This window comes from Oryzifoliimicrobium ureilyticum (assembly GCF_037199735.1).
GTDB classification, from domain to species: Bacteria; Pseudomonadota; Alphaproteobacteria; order Rhizobiales; family Rhizobiaceae; genus Rhizobium; species Rhizobium ureilyticus.
Window position 1 is genome coordinate 269759 of sequence record NZ_JBBBVQ010000001.1, and the last position, 18008, is coordinate 287766.

General features: G+C 56.7%; 16 protein-coding genes. 12 read left to right on the forward strand and 4 right to left on the reverse strand.

Translation table 11 applies throughout. The features are described 5' to 3' along the window. Positions 1 to 42 precede the first annotated feature (42 nt). Positions 43 to 1059, reverse strand: coding sequence for a polyprenyl synthetase family protein (locus VQ830_RS01300; protein WP_337266248.1), 1017 nt, complete (start codon positions 1057 to 1059; stop codon positions 43 to 45). Between the two features lie 107 nt (positions 1060 to 1166). Between VQ830_RS01300 and VQ830_RS01305 the strand changes: the two genes are divergently transcribed. Together VQ830_RS01305 and VQ830_RS01310 are read left to right on the forward strand one after the other, a co-directional pair. Then, complete coding sequence (locus tag VQ830_RS01305) at positions 1167 to 1397, forward strand: putative signal transducing protein (RefSeq protein ID WP_337266249.1); 231 nt, start codon at positions 1167 to 1169, stop codon at positions 1395 to 1397. 17 nt (positions 1398 to 1414) lie between these two features. Further along, entirely contained in the window at positions 1415 to 2176 is a 762-nt protein-coding gene (locus VQ830_RS01310; protein ID WP_337266607.1) for a tRNA1(Val) (adenine(37)-N6)-methyltransferase, read from the forward strand. A gap of 8 nt (positions 2177 to 2184) precedes the next feature. Here the strand turns inward: VQ830_RS01310 and VQ830_RS01315 are convergent, their stop codons facing one another. Next, positions 2185 to 3528 carry an Nramp family divalent metal transporter gene (locus VQ830_RS01315; RefSeq protein ID WP_337266250.1) on the reverse strand — a complete coding sequence of 448 codons (1344 nt, stop codon included), beginning with the start codon at positions 3526 to 3528 and terminating at the stop codon, positions 2185 to 2187. Positions 3529 to 3766: 238 nt separating this feature from the next. Here VQ830_RS01315 and VQ830_RS01320 point away from each other — a divergent pair, with 238 nt between their 5' ends. From VQ830_RS01320 to VQ830_RS01345, 6 genes are all read left to right on the forward strand, one after another. After that, a complete protein-coding gene (locus tag VQ830_RS01320) occupies positions 3767 to 4621 on the forward strand; it encodes a S49 family peptidase (protein WP_337266251.1) in 855 nt (284 codons plus the stop codon). Between the two features lie 35 nt (positions 4622 to 4656). Next, positions 4657 to 4848: a hypothetical protein gene (locus VQ830_RS01325; protein ID WP_337266608.1), complete on the forward strand. Its 192-nt coding sequence runs from the start codon at positions 4657 to 4659 to the stop codon at positions 4846 to 4848. A 151-nt stretch (positions 4849 to 4999) separates the two neighbouring features. After that, positions 5000 to 5953, forward strand: coding sequence for a glycine--tRNA ligase subunit alpha (locus VQ830_RS01330; protein WP_337266252.1), 954 nt, complete (start codon positions 5000 to 5002; stop codon positions 5951 to 5953). A gap of 101 nt (positions 5954 to 6054) precedes the next feature. Then, a complete protein-coding gene (locus VQ830_RS01335) occupies positions 6055 to 7335 on the forward strand; it encodes a 3-phosphoshikimate 1-carboxyvinyltransferase (RefSeq protein ID WP_337266253.1) in 1281 nt (426 codons plus the stop codon). A 52-nt stretch (positions 7336 to 7387) separates the two neighbouring features. Further along, positions 7388 to 8665 carry a phosphoribosylamine--glycine ligase gene (purD, locus tag VQ830_RS01340; RefSeq protein WP_337266254.1) on the forward strand — a complete coding sequence of 426 codons (1278 nt, stop codon included), beginning with the start codon at positions 7388 to 7390 and terminating at the stop codon, positions 8663 to 8665. 124 nt (positions 8666 to 8789) lie between these two features. Then, positions 8790 to 9245 (forward strand): plant virulence effector HPE1-like domain-containing protein, encoded by a 456-nt coding sequence (locus tag VQ830_RS01345; RefSeq protein WP_337266255.1) that lies wholly within the window; start codon positions 8790 to 8792, stop codon positions 9243 to 9245. 176 nt (positions 9246 to 9421) lie between these two features. On the opposite strand, the gene glyS is transcribed toward VQ830_RS01345, so the two are convergent. After that, positions 9422 to 11581: a glycine--tRNA ligase subunit beta gene (gene glyS / locus VQ830_RS01350; protein ID WP_337266256.1), complete on the reverse strand. Its 2160-nt coding sequence runs from the start codon at positions 11579 to 11581 to the stop codon at positions 9422 to 9424. Positions 11582 to 11793: 212 nt separating this feature from the next. Here glyS and VQ830_RS01355 point away from each other — a divergent pair, with 212 nt between their 5' ends. The 4 genes from VQ830_RS01355 (at position 11794) to ubiA (ending at position 17194) form a co-directional block, all read left to right on the forward strand. Beyond that, on the forward strand, positions 11794 to 14097 hold the full coding sequence (locus VQ830_RS01355) for a Tex family protein (RefSeq protein ID WP_337266257.1): 2304 nt from the start codon (positions 11794 to 11796) through the stop codon (positions 14095 to 14097). A 138-nt stretch (positions 14098 to 14235) separates the two neighbouring features. After that, complete coding sequence (locus tag VQ830_RS01360; protein WP_337266258.1) at positions 14236 to 15495, forward strand: cyclopropane fatty acid synthase; 1260 nt, start codon at positions 14236 to 14238, stop codon at positions 15493 to 15495. Positions 15496 to 15582: 87 nt separating this feature from the next. Continuing rightward, the gene (locus tag VQ830_RS01365) at positions 15583 to 16164 is read left to right on the forward strand and encodes a histidine phosphatase family protein (protein ID WP_337266259.1); all 582 of its coding nucleotides are present in this window, start codon (positions 15583 to 15585) and stop codon (positions 16162 to 16164) included. Between the two features lie 73 nt (positions 16165 to 16237). After that, positions 16238 to 17194, forward strand: coding sequence for a 4-hydroxybenzoate octaprenyltransferase (gene ubiA, locus VQ830_RS01370; protein WP_337266260.1), 957 nt, complete (start codon positions 16238 to 16240; stop codon positions 17192 to 17194). 190 nt (positions 17195 to 17384) lie between these two features. On the opposite strand, the gene VQ830_RS01375 is transcribed toward ubiA, so the two are convergent. Next, positions 17385 to 17951 carry a DUF6101 family protein gene (locus VQ830_RS01375; RefSeq protein WP_337266261.1) on the reverse strand — a complete coding sequence of 189 codons (567 nt, stop codon included), beginning with the start codon at positions 17949 to 17951 and terminating at the stop codon, positions 17385 to 17387. Positions 17952 to 18008 lie beyond the last annotated feature (57 nt).

An 18008-nucleotide genomic window follows, 5' to 3' on the forward strand; every position in this document is an offset into this window, starting at 1 on the left:
TGGAGCGGGCCTGCAAGAAAAACAGCCCTGCGATCAATAAGATCAGTTCACCCGCTCGATGCAGAAATCGATCACTTCCATAAGTGCCGATTTCCACTTGGTTTCCGGCAGAGGCGCCAACGCATCTCTCGCGATCGTACCATAGTGTACAGCGCGTTGGATCGTGTCTTGAAGCGTTCCGTATTTCTTGATCAACCCAAGGGCGCGCTCGAGATTGGCATCGTCGCTCTTGCCTTCCTCGATCGCCTCACGCCAGAACGCGCGTTCATCGGCAGTTCCGCGTCGGAAAGCGAGAATGACGGGGAGTGTTATCTTGCCCTCCCGGAAATCATCGCCGACATTCTTGCCGAGATCGGCTGCCTTGCCGCCGTAATCCAATGCGTCGTCAACGAGCTGAAATGCAAGACCGAGATTCATGCCGTAGGATTTCAGCGCGTTGCGTCCGGCCTTGCCAGCATCGGCAACGATCGGGCCGACTTCTGCCGCGGCAGCAAAGAGCGCGGCCGTCTTGGCACGGATCACAGAGAGATAGTCGTCTTCCGTGGTTTCCATGTTCTTCGCCACGGAAAGCTGCAGCACCTCACCTTCGGCAATGACGCAGGCAGCACCCGACAAAACATCGAGCGCATCAAGCGAGCCTACGTCCACCATCATGCGAAAGGCTTGGCCCAGCAGGAAATCGCCGACCAGGACGCTGGCCTGATTGCCCCAGATCATTCGCGCCGTCGACTTGCCACGCCGCAAATCGCTTTCATCGACGACATCATCGTGAAGAAGGGTCGCGGTGTGCATAAACTCGACGCTTGTCGCGAGCTTGATGTGGCTTTCGCCTTTGTAATCGAACAGGGACGCAGCTGCGAGCGTGAGCATCGGCCGAAGTCTCTTTCCGCCCGAAGAAATCAGGTGATTGGCCACTTCGGGAATCATCTGCACGTCAGAGCCGGCTTTGGAAAGAATAAGCTGGTTGACCCGCTCCATATCAGCTTTGGTCAGATCGACCAGCGGTTTGACGGATGCGAGTTTGTTTTTGCTTTCTTCAAGCGGTATGACGACGCCCAATGCAGCCGACTCCTTTAAATTTCACAGGCCAACAATAGAAAGGGCTGGCGGATGCGGCAAGAGGCTGAATTGCCGCGCCATACAAAATAGAGTGAGATAGAAGCTTCATGCACGAGCTGATACGCGCCAACGACCCTGTTTTATTGTCTTTTGCCGAAAGTCTGATGAAAGATGCCGGCATCGCCTGCTTTATTGCCGATGAAGGCATGAGCATTTTGGAAGGCTCGCTCGGCATGCTGCCAAGACGGCTTCTCATCGATCCTGAACGGGCTGCGCAGGCAAGACGCATTCTCGTGGATGCTGGACTTGGCCATGAACTGCGCGAGGAGCGGCCTTGAGTTCCGAGCAGGCGCTCATGGAAACGGTCGACGCGTTTCACCGCGGCGGCTTTTATCTGGTGCAGCCCAAGGGGCGCGGTCACAGGGCCGGCATCGACGCCATGCTTTTGGCTTCGCTTGTTGCCGATGAACGACCCATACGCGTTGCTGATCTTGGCGCTGGGGCCGGTGCGGCCGGTCTTGCAGTTGCCGCAAGGCTTCCGAAGGCTGAGGTTACCCTCTTCGAACGTTCTGCGGAAATGGCCGAGTATGCGCGGCGAAGCGTGCTCTTGTCGCAAAATTCAGATCTGCGCGACCGGATCAAGGTCGTCGAGGCAGATGTCACATTGCGGGCAAAGGCGCGAAACGACGCGGGGCTGACGGACGATGCTTTTCATCATGTCATCATGAATCCGCCATTCAATGATGCAGGCGATCGTCGAACGCCCGATCCGCTAAAGGCCGAGGCCCATGCAATGACGGACGATCTTTTCGAATGTTGGATCCGAACGGCCGGAGCAATTCTCAAGCCTGGCGGACAGCTTTCGCTTATCGCCCGGCCAGAATCGCTTGTCGAAATCCTGGCGGCTTGTGGCAGGCGTTTTGGTGGTGTGCAGATTACCCCGCTTCACCCAAGGCCGCGTGAGATTGCGGTTCGCGTGCTCATGACCGCAATTAAGGGATCGCGGCAGCGACTGGCAATTAGGGCGCCTCTGCTGCTTCATGCAGAAAGCGCCCATAGCTTTACGGATCTGGTTGACGATCTCAACAATGGCCGCGCCGCCTATCCGCGTGCCTGAACGAACTGTCAGAACCCCATGATGAAGTCGTACAACAATTTGATGTTCAGAACGGCGACGCAGACGGCGATAAAATAGGCGATCGCGGTAAGCCAGCGCGGTGAGACCAGAGCCCCCATCTTCGCGCGATCGGCAGTGAACATGACGAGAGGAAAGACGGCGAAGGATAGCTGCAGGCTGAGCACGACCTGCGTGAGGATCAACAGATTGGCAGTTCCCTGATCGCCATACCAGATCGTCACGATCGCGGCCGGAACGATGGCGAGGACGCGTGTGATCAGTCGACGCAACCACGGTTGAAGCTTCATGCGAATGAAGCCTTCCATGATGATCTGACCGGCTAGCGTTGCGGTAATCGTCGAGTTGAGGCCGCAGCAGAGCAGGGCGATGCCGAACAGCGTCGGGGCGATGGCAAGACCAAGCAGTGGCGAAAGCAGAGCATGGGCATCGCCCAATTCGACAACGTCGGTTTTGCCATTGGCGTGAAATGCTGCAGCCGCAAGGATCAGGATCGCGGCGTTGATGAGGAGCGCAAAGCATAGCGCAACCGTCGAATCCAAAGTCGCAAACGACAGCGCTTCTCGCTTTTCCCCAATGCTGGTGCCGACCTTTCTCGTCTGGACGATACCCGAATGCAGGTAGAGATTATGCGGCATCACGGTCGCACCCAAGATGCCAAGCGCAATGTAAAGCATCTCCGGGTTTGTGACGATTTCCTGCGAGGGAAGAAATCCGCGGATGACACCGCCCCATTGTGGATCGGCGAGGAAAATTTGAATGCCGAAGCACAGAGCGATGACACCCAGCAAGGTGATGATGAAGGCTTCGACCCAGCGGAAGCCGATCTTTTGCAGATAGAGCACCAGCAACACATCGACGGAGGTGATGAGAACGCCGATCGCAAGGGGAATGCCGAACAGAAGCTGCAACCCGATCGCCGTACCGATCACCTCGGCGATATCCGTCGCGATGATGGCAATTTCAGCTAAAAGCCAAAGAGGGATCGAGACATACCGCGGATAGGCATCGCGGCAGGCCTGCGCCAGATCGCGTCCAGAGCCGATGGCGAGACGAGCGCAGAGCGATTGCAGCACGATCGCCATCAGGTTTGACAGCAATGCCACGGATAGCAGCGTATAACCGAATTTCGAGCCTCCCGCCAAAGAGGTCGCCCAATTCCCCGGATCCATGTAGCCGACCGCCACCATGTAACCGGGTCCTGCAAAGGCAAGCGCACGCCTCCAGGCAGGTCCGCCTTTGCGCGTTTCCACGCTGCCGTGAACGTCTGAGAGAGAGCTCTCGCCCCGCTTTTGCTTCCAACCTGTTTCCGAGAGCTGGTCGAACATGTCCATTGGGTTTGTCTCTCCGCAGACGTTTGCTGTTTGGGTTCTGTGCGTTCCAAATGCGACGAGAGCAAACCCTCGCCCGTGAAGCTCTCGCTTGACCCAACGCTATAATGGCTCTTTGGAATGATAATGCAAGTCATTCGCAACTAAAAGACGTTTTAATGATTTTAAGGGGGTGCCCATTGGCGTTGCTCATCGGACTGCATACATCCCTCGCCACAGACAAAGGACCAAGGTACGCACAATGAAGTTTTTGGGACGATTGATGCCGAAGCGTTTCCGCAAGGAGGGCGCTGTTATTCCGGTTGTGAAGCTGCAGGGAACAATCATGAGCGGGGGAGGTCGCCTGCGCCCAGCGCTCAATATCGCCAATGTTGCGCCTGTGCTCGAAAAGGCCTTTGGTATGAAAGAGGCCCCAGCCGTTGCGATTTCTCTGAATTCGCCTGGCGGCTCGCCCGTCCAGTCCCGTCTTATCTTCACACGCATCCGTGAACTTGCCCGTGAAAAAAATAAGAAGGTTCTGATTTTCGTCGAGGATGTCGCGGCTTCGGGCGGTTATATGATTGCGCTCGCCGGCGACGAGATCATTGCCGACCCTACATCAATCGTCGGATCGATCGGGGTCGTTTCTGGTGGCTTCGGCTTTCCCGAATTGCTGAAGAAAATCGGCGTTGAGCGGCGCGTTTACACCGCCGGCGAAAACAAGGCCATTCTCGATCCTTTCCAGCCGGAGAAGGAAAAGGATATCGAGTATTTGAAGACGCTTCAGCTTGAGATCCACCAAATCTTCATTTCCATGGTGCGCGAGCGCCGGGGCGCCAGACTTAAGGACGACGAGACGGTTTTTTCCGGCCTCTTCTGGACAGGGACACGCGGCCTTGAACTTGGCTTGATTGATGGATTGGGCGATATGAGACAGGAGCTCAAGCGGCGCTATGGACCAAAAGCACGCCTCGTTCCCGTGGCGGCATCGCGCGGCATATTCGGACGCCGCGCTGCCGGTGTCATGGCTGGTTCGCCGGCAATTGGCGCTGATCTCGCAGCAGGGCTTGTCGAAACTGCCGAAGACAAGGCATTATGGAGCCGTTTCGGCCTCTAGGGCCGGCCTGTTCCACTGGAAACTACATCCCGATGCTGCCCCGGCTCATACTTCTCGTTTTTTTCATCAGTGTTTGCTGGTGGCTCTATCGCCGTTTCAATCTCGACGCGCAGCGCCTGTCGGAGCGCGCGCAGCGTGAGCGCAAGGAGCGTCAAACAGGAGCTGTCGGAACCTTGGTCAAGGATCCTGTGACCGGGGAATACCGTGTGAAGCGGGATACCGAATAGACAAGGCTGAACTCCGGCAGCCGATGCAGTGCCAGAAAGCAGGGTCCAGCCCGCGAAAACAAGCGATCGATGCTTGTTTCGCATTGACCATGGCTGCCTGCCGTGGCACTCGTCCCCCAACTTAAATAGGAAATAAGTGCTGATTGACGCCATGACCGACTTGCCCAGCCATATGTCTCCGACCCGCTCGTTTCAGGGTCTAATTCTGGCTCTCCAAACCTATTGGGCGGATAAGGGTTGCGCTGTTTTGCAGCCCTATGACATGGAAGTTGGAGCCGGCACGTTTCATCCGGCGACCACTTTAAGAGCGCTTGGACCGAAGCCATGGCGGGCTGCTTATGTTCAGCCATCGCGCAGGCCTTCCGATGGCCGTTACGGGGAAAACCCGAACCGACTTCAGCATTATTATCAGTTTCAGGTTATCTTGAAGCCCAATCCGCCCAATCTGCAGGAGCTCTACCTCGGCTCGCTGAAGGCGATCGGCCTCGATCCTTTGCTGCACGATGTCCGCTTCGTGGAAGACGATTGGGAAAGCCCGACCTTGGGCGCCTGGGGTCTGGGCTGGGAGTGCTGGTGCGACGGTATGGAAGTATCGCAGTTTACCTATTTCCAGCAGGTGTGTGGTATCGAATGCTCTCCCGTCTCGGGTGAATTGACCTATGGTCTCGAGCGTCTTGCCATGTACATCCAGGGCGTCGATAGCATCTATGACCTCAACTTCAACGGGCGTGACGGCGACGAGAAGATCTCCTACGGCGATGTGTTTCTTCAGGCCGAGCAGGAATATTCGCGTCACAATTTCGAGTTTGCCGACACTGCGATGCTGCATCGACATTTCATCGATGCCGAGGCGGAATGCAAGGCGCTCCTCAAGGCAGGCGCTCCCGGCGATCACGCGAACCATCGGCTGCACAAATGCGTGTTTCCGGCCTATGACCAATGCATCAAGGCGTCGCACGTCTTCAATCTTCTGGACGCACGGGGTGTCATATCGGTGACCGAGCGCCAAAGCTATATCTTGCGCGTGCGCACGCTCGCCAAGGCGTGTGGTGAAGCCTTCCTGCTGACCGATGCCGGCGGCGCTAACGTCACGGCGGCAGCCTGATACACCGACAGCGCGCCAGCAACAGATCTAGCGCGCAAGGTTTTAATTTTGACATGCGGGTCGCAGCGCAAAGATCTGGACCTGCTCAAAGGCCGCGACTGATGACGATTGAAAAACTTACCATTGTTCCTCCTTCCGAGCCGCTCAAGGGCAGGGCTAATCCGCCGGGGTCGAAATCGATTACCAACCGCGCGCTTCTGCTGGCAGGTCTTGCAAAGGGAACAAGCCGGCTGACGGGTGCTCTGAAAAGCGACGATACCCGCTATATGGCTGAGGCCTTGCGGGCCATGGGCGTCCTTGTGGAAGAGCCCGATGACACGACATTCGTGGTGACCAGCAGTGGAAAACTGAACGTGCCTGTTGCACCTCTATTCCTCGGCAATGCGGGCACCGCGACCCGCTTTTTAACCGCGGCCGTAGCCTCCGTCGAGGGCGTTGTCGTCGTTGACGGCGACGAACACATGCGCAAGCGTCCGATCGGACCGCTTGTTTCTGCCCTCCAATCGATCGGCATCAAGGCCGAAGCGCCGACAGGTTGCCCGCCAGTCACCGTGACAGGCAACGGTCATTTTGCTTCCGGTCGCGTCGAAATCGATGCCGGGCTATCCAGCCAATACGTTTCTGCGCTTCTGATGGCCGCGCCGCTTGCTTTATCTGGTTCGAATGCGCCGGTTACCGTGGCGCTGACAGGCCCCGAGATTGGTGCGCGAGGTTACATCGATCTCACGCTCGATGCGATGCGTGCTTTTGGCGCGAAGGTCGATCAGGTCGATGCGGCAACCTGGAAGGTAGAGCCTACCGGTTACGTTGCTGCCGATTTCCACATCGAGCCTGATGCATCTGCCGCAACCTATCTGTGGGCAGCCGAAGTGTTGACGGGCGGCCCGATCGATATCGGAACGCCTGCCAATGCCTTCACGCAGCCCGATGCAAAGGCCTACGATGTCATCTCAGCTTTCCCCCATATCCCAGCAGTTGTTGACGGCTCGCAGATGCAAGACGCTATTCCGACGATCGCTGTCCTTTCTGCCTTCAATGAAACGCCTGTTCGCTTTGTCGGGATATCGAATTTGCGTGTTAAGGAATGCGACCGCATCCGTGCGGTCTCGACGGGCTTGAATGCCATTCGCACCGGTTTGGCTGAAGAAGATGGCGATGATCTGATCGTCCACTCTGATCCGCAACTCGCCGGACAAAATCTGCCCGCGGAAATTGACACTTTTGCCGATCATCGTATTGCGATGAGCTTTGCCTTGGCGGGGCTGAAGATCGATGGGATCACGATTCTTGATCCAAAATGCGTCGGCAAAACCTTCCCGACCTATTGGGATGTTCTCGCCGGTCTCGGGCTCACTTATCGCGATGAAAGCTTTGCGTCTTGACCTTTCAGCTTCAGCCGCTTAACCGCCGTGGAAACATGGGAAAGAGACGAGCATGAAGGTTCTTTTGATCGGATCGGGCGGACGCGAGCATGCCTTGGCATGGAAGCTTGCGCAATCGCCTCTCATGACGGAATTCTATGCAGCGCCCGGCAATCCGGGCATAGCCGAACATGCGATCCTCGTTCCCATTGGCGTCGACGATCAAGAGGGCATCATCGCCCTATGCCAGGAAAAAGCGATCGATTTCGTCATCGTCGGCCCTGAAGCACCCCTGGTCGCAGGTCTTTCAGATCGTTTGCGAGCGGAAGGTTTTCTGGTTTTCGGACCATCGCAGGCTGCGGCACAACTCGAAGGGTCCAAAGGTTTTACCAAGGATCTGTGCGCCCGCTACGACATCCCGACCGGCGCCTATGGTCGCTTCAAGGATGCCGTGTCCGCCAAGGATTATGTACAGCGCCAGGGGGCCCCGATCGTCATCAAAGCTGACGGCTTGGCAGCAGGCAAAGGCGTTACGGTGGCAATGTCGATGGACGAAGCTCTGGCTGCCATTGATGACTGCTTCGACGGAGCCTTTGGCTCGGCAGGCGCCGAAGTGGTGGTCGAGGCGTTTCTCGATGGCGAGGAAGCCAGTTTCTTCTGTCTCTGCGATGGAAAACATGCGCTCGCTCTCGCCACCGCGCAGGATCACAAGCGGGTTGGCGAGGGCGATACCGGTGTCAATACCGGCGGGATGGGCGCTTATTCGCCGGCTCCAGTCATGACGGCAGAGATGGTTCAGCGCACCATGAAAGAAATCATCGAGCCGACCATCCGTGGTATGGCCGAAAGCGGCCATCCGTTTTCAGGTGTATTCTTTGCGGGCTTGATGATCACCGCAAAGGGTCCTGAACTGATCGAATATAACGTCCGCTTTGGCGATCCCGAGTGCCAGGTGCTGATGATGCGGCTAAAGAGCGATCTGCTCCCTTTGTTGCTGGCTTGCGCCAAGGGGACTTTAGATCAGTACGACGCCGAATGGGTCGATGATCCTGCATTGACGGTTGTCATGGCGTCGAAGGGCTACCCTGGCGCTTATGAGAAGAACACGCCGATCGACGTACTGCCAGAAATCTCAGCAGGCGAGAAAGTCTTTCACGCGGGCACTGCGATCAGGGACGGCGTTCTCATCGCGACGGGCGGACGCGTCCTCAATGTCACCGCCATAGGCAGCACCGTCGCACAAGCCAAAGAGCGGGCCTATGCCCTTGTCGATCAAGTCAATTGGCAAAACGGGTTTTGCCGTCGGGACATCGGCTGGCGAGCGGTAAAGCGTGAGGAAAACGAGGTCTGAACGGACCCCGCGCCGCCTTTGCGTTATAAAAATCCACTTGCATAAATTTTTACCGTTTATCCTGACCTGAACGAAACGAAGCAAAGCTAATGTTCCTCCTGACAGAGGGTGAGGAACACGGGACATGTTTCGCTTAGGATTTGCAATCGCCACAGGATTGGTCGCCGGATCGGCTGCTGCCTCTTCCATTGACGTGATCCATGGAGCACCTGCGCAAGCGCAAAGCATAACGGTAATTCAGTGTGCGGCGTGCGGCCCCGCGAAAGCGCGGGCACCAGATGGGTCATTCGGTAGCTATAATGTTCCGGATCTTCCGCCAGGACAGATACAATCGATCGAGTTTCGAGATGCCGGCGGGAAGCGAGAGATCGTACGCACAGAGCAATGGATGGGTGGCTCCCCGGTTGTGTTCGTCACAAAGGCACCTGCCACGATGCAGGCCTTCCTTCCTGATGCACCTCTTCATTTCGGGGACGGTATCGATGCAAAGAGTGTAACGGCAGCGCTGGTTCCTGCCGTGGCACCAACATCGGAACAAAGCGGAATGCCCGACGTTTCATCTTTCGAACTACGTCAGTAATACCCCGCTGACGTACACGATCCCTGCCACGATCTTTTCAAGTTTCGGTCGAGGTCCCGCCCACGGGCGGACAATGAAATGCACCCCTGAGAGCAGCAGGGGTGCATTTTCTATTTGAGGTCACCTGTCGCAAAGAGCCTGTCACTACGCGGCACGCATTTACGCTCTCTGCAAACCTAGCCGGCAATCTTGGAGAAATCAGCCACGGTACCTGTGGCGCTTCGGATCATTGTCAGAAGCGCGAGACGATTTGCACGGATGGCAGCGTCTTCGTCATTCACCAGAACGTCTTCGAAGAAGCGATCGACCGGTGCGCGAAGACGCGAGAGGGCTGCCATTGCCGAACGAAAATCTTCGCTGGCGACCGCCGACGCAGCCTCTCTTGAGGCCGAGTTGATGGCGGCATGCAATTCTCGCTCGGCATCCAGTTTGAAGAGGCTGTCCGACACGCCGTCGGCAATCGAGGTTCCCTTTTTCTCTTCAGCCGCGAGTAGTTGCGTGGCACGCTTGGTGCCTGCAAGGAGGTTTTTCCCATCTTCCGACGTGATGAAGGCGGTAAGAGCCTCCACCCGGCGTGCCACCATCAGAAGATCGTCGGCCTGCGGCGTCAACACAGCATCGATAAGGTCATGGCGTGCGCCGAGATCGCGAAGATAGACCTTCAGTCGATCGTGGAAGAAGGAAAGGAGGTCCGCTGCAACTTGTGCCGATGGCGAGGTATTGGCAATATCCGGAACAGCCGCTTCAATAATTGTGAGAAGCGGTAGCCTGATGTCGCGTTCGAGAAGAATACGCACAACGCCGAGTGCAGCGCGGCGCAATGCAAAGGGATCGCGTGAGCCTGTCGGCTTTTCATCGATTGCCCAGAAGCTTGCAAGCGTATCTAGCTTTTCGGCCAAAGCAACCGTAATGGCGACCTTATCTTGAGGAAGGCGGTCGGACGGCCCCTGCGGCTTGTAATGTTCTTCAATTGCCCTCGCGACGGAGGAATTCTCGCCTTGCAAGGTTGCATATTTGCGGCCCATCAAGCCCTGCAATTCCGGGAATTCTCCAACGGCCTCGGTTCGCAAGTCGGCCTTTGCCAATACGACGGCACGATCGACAAGCTTCGGATCTGCTCCGGTGATCGGAGCGAGCTTGGCAGCAAGTGCGCGCATGCGTGCCACCCGCTCGCCCTGGGTTCCGAGCTTGGCGTGGAACGTGACGTTTAACGCATCCAACTTCGCCATGCGTTGATCGAGCGGCTTACCGAGATCGAGGCTAAACTTCTCGGCCGAGGCTCTCAGCGTATCGAGATCGGGCAGATCTCCTTGATCGCGTGTCCAAAAATGCTTGGCATCCGAAAGCCGTGCCCGCACAACCTTTCCGTTGCCATGCACGATTTCTGCACCGCCGTCGCTCGCCTCGATATTGGCAACCAGAACAAATCGGTTCGACAAGGTCTCGCTTCCGGCCTTACGGGTGACGAAGCATTTCTGATTGGTCTTGATCGTGAGACGGATAATCTCTGAAGGAATGGCGAGGTAATCTTCCTCAAAGCTTCCCATCAGGACCTGCGGCCACTCGACAAGGCCGGAAACCTCCTCCAGCAGCCCTTCATCCTCGATAAGCTCCAGACCCGCTGCGAAAGCCAGGTCGCGCGCGTCGTGCAGGATCATGTCCTTACGACGATCGGCATCCAGAACGACCTTTGCCTTTTCTAAAGCTGAGACGTAATCATCGAAGCGCTTGACGGTGATCGGACCCGGAGCGTGGAAGCGATGCCCGTAGGTGACGTTTGACGCTGTGATGCCGTCTACCTCAAACGGTATGACGACGGTATCTTCGTGTTCCGGTCCAAAAAGACAGACGATGGATTGCAGCGGACGCACCCAGTAAAGCGAGCCCGGTTTGGCAGACGCCTTGCCCCATCGCATCGATTTGGGCCAGGGAAAACTACGAATGATGCGAGGCATAACCTCCGCAATGATTTCCTCAGCGGACCGCCCCGGCTTAGAAATCGTAGCAACGTAAAAATCGCCCTTCTTCGGATCGCTCTGGACTTGTGCTTCTGAAATGGAAGACAATCCGGCACTGCGAAGAAAACCTTCGATTGCCTTTTCATTGGCGTCGGTTCGCGGGCCCTTGCGCTCTTCCCGTACATCTGCCGATCGCGCAGTCAATCCATGGATGTCGAGCGCCAGTCGCCGTGGCGTCCAGTATTCACGCGCACCCTCATAGGTCAGCCCGGCCTCGACCAGTGCCTCCGTGAGGAGCTTCTTCAGATCGCCCGCAGCCTTGCGCTGCATGCTGGCTGGAATTTCTTCGGAGCGAAGTTCGAGAAGAAGGTTTGGCATGATACTTTCCTGGCATCCCTTTCGGGAAAGGGCGGAGCGGCATGTCCGCCACAAGGTCAAAACGATTGAGCTTCTGCTAGCAAAGAATGCGGCATTTGCACAACCGCAAAACCGGCAGGCGTCGATGCTTTTGCTGTGGTAAAGGCCAATGCGGCATTGCCTTGCCTCTTTTCGCAGCTATCGTCCGCGCCTTCTTGACCACCGAGGAAAACATGTCCGCTGATATCCGATCGCTTGCAGCCGTCATTGCAACAGAAATCAACGCTCGTCCGGATCAGGCCGCCGCTGCCATTGGTTTGCTGGATGAAGGCGCAACCGTTCCCTTCATTGCCCGATACCGCAAAGAGGTGACCGGAGGACTTGATGACACGCAACTGCGCAATCTTGCAGAACGCCTGGTTTACCTCCGAGAATTGGAAGCACGCCGCAGCGCCATCATCGATTCGATTGGAGGGCAGGGCAAGCTGACCGACGAACTCGCAGCGAAGATTGGCAAAGCCGCGACGAAAGCAGAGCTTGAGGATCTTTATCTTCCTTACAAGCCGAAGCGCCGCACGAAGGCGGAGATTGCCCGTGAACGTGGTCTTGCTCCGCTTGCGGAAGCGATCTGGGCCAATCGCAATGGGGATCCGGTAAAGCTTGCCAACGCCTACATCACGGCTGACGTCCCTGATACCAAGGCGGCGCTGGATGGTGCGCGTGACATCGTTGCCGAAACCATCGCCGAGAATGCTGACCTCGTTGGGCGGCTGCGGCAGCATATGCGCGATCATGCACAGCTCAAGGCTAAAGTCGTCGACGGAAAGCAGGAGGCCGGCGCGAAGTTTTCGGACTATTTCGACCATTTCGAACGCTGGGCAAATGTACCAAGCCATCGTGCGCTTGCTATGCTTCGCGGCTGGAATGAGGAAGTGCTGACGCTCACGATCGAGGTGGATCAAGATGATCCGTCGCCAATAAAGCCAGCCCAGCGCATGATCACGGCTGCTTTCAATATCGCCGATAAGGGCCCGGCCGATCGCTGGCTCATGGACGTTGCCGGTTGGACATGGCGCGTGAAGCTCTCGATGTCGCTTTCGCTCGATTTGATGCGAGAAATGCGAGAGCGTGCTGAAGCGGATGCTATCCACGTCTTTGCCCGGAACCTGAAGGACCTTCTTCTAGCGGCGCCTGCCGGATCGCGTGCAACGATGGGTCTTGATCCAGGGATCCGCACTGGTGTGAAAGTAGCCGTGATCGACGGGACGGGCAAGCTGGTCGAGACAAGTACCGTTTATCCTTTTCCTCCCAGAAACGACCTGCGGGGCACACAGGCAGAACTCGCCAGCCTGATCCGCAAGCATAAGGTTGAACTGATCGCTATAGGCAACGGCACTGGGAGCCGCGAGACGGAAAAGCTCGTTGCTGACATGCTTGCCGGTTTGCCGGCGCCTCAGCCGACCAAAGTCATTGTCTCGGAAGCTGGCGCGTCGGTTTACTCCGCCTCCGAAGCGGCGGCGGCTGAATTTCCCGGTCTTGATGTGTCTCTGCGGGGCGCGGTTTCGATCGCGCGCCGGCTGCAAGATCCTCTTGCGGAGTTGGTAAAAATCGAACCGAAGTCCATTGGTGTCGGCCAATACCAACACGATGTCGATCAAGGCAAACTCTCCCGCTCGCTCGACGCTGTCGTTGAAGATGCCGTCAATGCGGTCGGAGTTGATCTCAATACCGCTTCGTCGCCTCTCTTGGCGCGCGTTGCGGGCCTTAGCCGTTCTATTGCGGATGCCATCGTTCTGCACCGCGATGAGAATGGTCCTTTCTCCACGCGCCGGGATCTCCTGAAGGTGGCGCGCCTTGGGAACCGCACCTTCGAGCAGTGCGCCGGATTCCTGCGCATACCCGGCGGCAAGGAGCCGCTCGATGCCTCGGCGGTTCATCCCGAAGCCTACGGTGTCGCCAAGAAGATCGTGACGGCATGCGGACGAGATCTACGCAGTTTGATGGGTGACAGCGCCGCCTTGAAAGCGCTAGATCCGCGTCGGTTCATCGATGAGACGTTCGGCCTTCCAACGGTCAAGGACATCATTGCAGAGCTTGAAAAACCAGGAAGAGACCCGCGTCCAAGTTTTAAAACGGCGACCTTTGCGGAAGGTGTGAACGAGATCGACGATCTGAAAGTCGGGATGCAGCTAGAGGGGACCGTGACGAACGTCGCGGCGTTCGGGGCATTTGTCGATATCGGCGTGCATCAGGACGGCCTGGTCCATGTGTCTCAATTGGCGGATCGTTTCGTTAAAGACCCTCATGAAGTCGTTAAGGCTGGCGATGTCGTGAAGGTTCGTGTCGTTGAAGTCGATGTGAAGCGCAAGCGTATCGGATTGACGATGCGAAAGGAGGGCGCCGAGGCCGCGCCTGTCTCGCGCAATGCCAACCAGGGTCCGCGCGGGCGGGATATCAGGTCATCCAGCAAGCCGGAGGCAGGTCCCTCGCAAGGCAGCCTTGGCGCAGCTTTGGCCGAGGCGATGAAACGAAAATAACAACTTAGGCGAGGTTCTTTGCAAAAATACAACAGGTTGGACCGTATTGAGCGAGTGCTAATCTAGGCGCTTGTAAGGCGGGGACGAGGCGATAAGGTATCGATCATCAACCTGTCACATACATGCGAGGCCTCCCCCATGGCGTCGGGATTTCTTGGACTTATTCGGAAGCTGGTTCGCAAGGGTAATCTTAAAGTCACCCTTGCTGATGGTGAAACACATGTCATCGGCGACGGGAGCGGCAAGCCTGTTGCCGTCCGGTTCGCCGATGAAGAAGCCGAAAGAATGATCCGAAGGGATCCGACTTTGAAGCTCGGCGAAATGTATATGGATGGCCGTTTCATCCTTGAGGAAGGAGACATCTATGACTTCCTCGAAACGGTAAAGCAGAACACCATCGATGAGATATTCGATATTCCAATGGCCGCTCTGCTGATCGGGCGTATTGCCATTCAGCAGGTGAAAAGTCGCGTTCCTATCAATCGCAATAAGCGGAACGTCGCTCATCACTACGATTTGTCGGAGCGCCTGTTCGAACTTTTCCTCGATGAGGATTGGCAATATTCTTGTGCCTACTTCGATCCGCCAGGCATCTCGCTCGAGGAAGCGCAGGTGGCCAAGAAGCGCCATATCGCGGCGAAACTTCTCCTCAAGCCTGAACATCGCGTTCTGGAAATCGGCTCGGGTTGGGGCGGCATGGCAATGTATCTTGCCGAGGCCTATCCGGGGCTTGATGTCACCGGTATCACCTTGAGCGAGGAGCAACTGAAAATCTCGCGTGATCGCGTGATTGGTCGCGGCCTGTCAGACAAAGTCCGGTTTGAACTTCAAGATTATCGAACGATGATCGGTCGCAAATTCGACCGCATCGTGTCTGTCGGTATGTTCGAGCATGTTGGTATCGGCCATTACGGACAGTTTTTCCGAAAGGTCCGTGAGTTCCTCGCCGACGACGGCGTCATGCTTTTGCATTCGATCGCGCGTCCGAAACCGAGCTTGGGAACGAATGCCTTCATCGAGAAGTACATCTTCCCCCAAGGCTATGTGCCTTCGATCGCTGAAACGCTACCGTTCATCGAAAAGAATGGTCTGCTGATCCGCGACGTCGAGGTTCTGCCGCTACATTATGCCTATACTCTGCGTCACTGGCGAGAACGCTTCGTTGCAAACAAGGCCGCGGCGGTGGCACTTTACGACGAACGCTTTTTCCGGATGTGGGAATTCTACCTCGCCGGTTCGGAAATCGGTTTCCGCTGGGATGAACTTTTCATCATGCAGATCCAGATTTCCAAAAACCAGTTCGCCACACCGCAAACTCGCAACTATATTGCGGAGAACGAAGCGGCACTCAAGGCGTTTGAAGCAACGCGTCGTCCGCTTCAAAAGGTCATTTTATAGGCAGAGCAAGACAAGCTCTGTCTGAACCTGGCGTCTCTGATCGGCGTTTAGGGCGATTAGACAGAGCCAGTATGCAAGGAGCCGCTCATGGCCAAGAACTACCCGACGATTCATCTCGTTCGTCACGGGGAGACAGAGTGGACTTTATCCGGTCGGCACACAGGTCGCAGCGATATTCCGTTGACGGCACATGGAGAAGAGGTTGCACGGGCGCTTGCCGGTCGGCTGGATGGCTTGGACGTGACCACAGTTTGGAGCAGCCCTTCGCAAAGGGCGCGTCGTACGGCCGAGCTTGCTGGCTTCGGCGAACAAGCTCAGATAAAGGCGGATCTCGCAGAATGGGATTACGGCGCCTACGAGGGGATCACGACAAAGCAGATTCTGTCGAACCGTCCGGATTGGCAGCTATTCCGCGATGGATGTCCCGACGGAGAAGCGGCAGCCGATGTGGGCGCACGCGCCGACCGGATCATCACCGAAATCCGGCTGGCCGATTCACCGGTGCTGATTTTTTCAAGCGCGCATTTTCTCAGAGTCCTCACAGCCAGATGGCTGGGCTTACCTCCGGAAGGAGGGCAGTACTTCGTCCTCGATACCGCCAGCATCAGCATTCTAGGCTATGAGCACGACCTCAACGAGCCGGTCGTCCGACGCTGGAACAGCGTTTAAAATGATACCGGGAAATGGTCGCTGGCAACCGAGCCGCCTTGACCCGCAGCGAACCTGATCACATAGATACGCCATGCAAGAGATCGGCGGAATAAACGGGCGCGTCGCGGATGCGCCATCCGACAATTGGGTCTACAGGGCGCTGCCGCCTTGGCTGTGGCCGCATGCGCAACTGGCGCGTTGGGACCGGCCAATCGGCTGGCAGCTTTTGCTCTGGCCTTGTCTGTGGTCACTCACTCTGGCGGCCAATGTCGCGGCCGAGCAGCAGTCGTTTGTCGGTTGGACCTATGTCTACCATCTTTTTCTTTATTTTATCGGCTCTGTCGCAATGCGCGGCGCCGGCTGTACGTACAACGATTTGGTCGATCATAAGATCGATATGGCCGTTGCGCGCACACGATCTCGCCCACTGCCGTCAGGTCGCATCTCGCGTGCGCAGACGAAGGTTTTCATTGTTATACAGGCTTTGATCGGCCTTGTGGTGCTTTTGCAGTTCAACTGGTTTGCCGTCGGACTGGGTATCCTTTCACTGGTAATTGTTGCCTTTTATCCCTTTGCCAAGCGCTTTACAGACTGGCCTCAGTTTTTCCTGGGATTGGCTTTTTCATGGGGTGCGTTGATGGGATGGGCCGGCTGGTTCGGTTCTTTGTCCTTATCCAGCCTTTGCCTTTATGTTGCATCCGTGCTCTGGACGATCGGCTACGACACCATTTACGCGCATCAGGACCGTGAAGATGATGAGCTTGTCGGCGTGCGCTCGACAGCGAGGTTGTTCGGGGAAAAGACACGTCAATGGCTGATCGGGCTCTACGGCGCGACCCTTGTCCTGATGTTGCTGTCTTTTGTGCTGGCTGGTGTGAACATCGTCGCCTATGCAGGTCTGCTGCTCGCCGCTCTTCTGTTCGGCCGACAAATTACTCGTCTTGATATCAATGACCCGGACGAATGCTTGACCCTTTTTAGGTCAAATAACAGGGTCGGGCTTGTTCTTTTCCTTGGCTTGTTCGCAGCGTTGGTCGTTTCTCTTTAACGCCGTCGAACAAAGCCTGAGACGGATCGGCGCGTCTCTCCATCAAACGTGAGATTTGGCAGGCGAGGCTTGATCGGTGTGAGCCTCTGCAACTGCTATCGCGCCCGAATGTGATCATTCGAGCGCGATAGAAATCAATAGCCTTGAAAACAAGTGTCGCTTGTGCAGGAAGGTCGCCGGCACATGGAGATCAGCTTCTTGCGATGATCTCGCGTCCTTCGATCTTCATGCTGACGCCGAGCTTCCCCGTGCGACGACGCACCAGGAACCGTGGTCGCCGGTTTGCAAAGTAGGAGTGCCGACGTCTTGGCTGAACACGCGCTGTGCGAAGGTCCCCGATATGATCTTCTAGCGGCCTTGCGACACCGTCCGCTTCGATCATGAGCATCGGAATATGGAAGGCCTCCGACCAGCCGCGCCAGTCCGCAGCGATATCGGCGAGATCATGGGCCACGAGCAGCGGGATACACAGCTCGGGATCATCGTGATGCAGTTCGAGAGTAACCGTAACTGCCCCATTGCCGTGATCGATCGCTCTGGCGGCCACGCCCTTGAATGCGCGTTTGGGCAGAGCAATGGAAAGAGGAAGCCCACTCGACGGAAGGATTTTGCGGAGAACTGCACCGCGTTCGTCGATTGTTATGCTCACATCGCCGGCTGAGCCCTGAATGGCGTAGCTCACCTGCTGGGGAAAGCGCAGTGGATCGAGACGGAATTTCGTACGCGCCCATACGGGCTTCATAACGCTATTTGTCATGTTCATTCTACCCTTGTCTTACCTGAGAGCCGTGTCCGGTCTTCTCCTGGGGCTTTG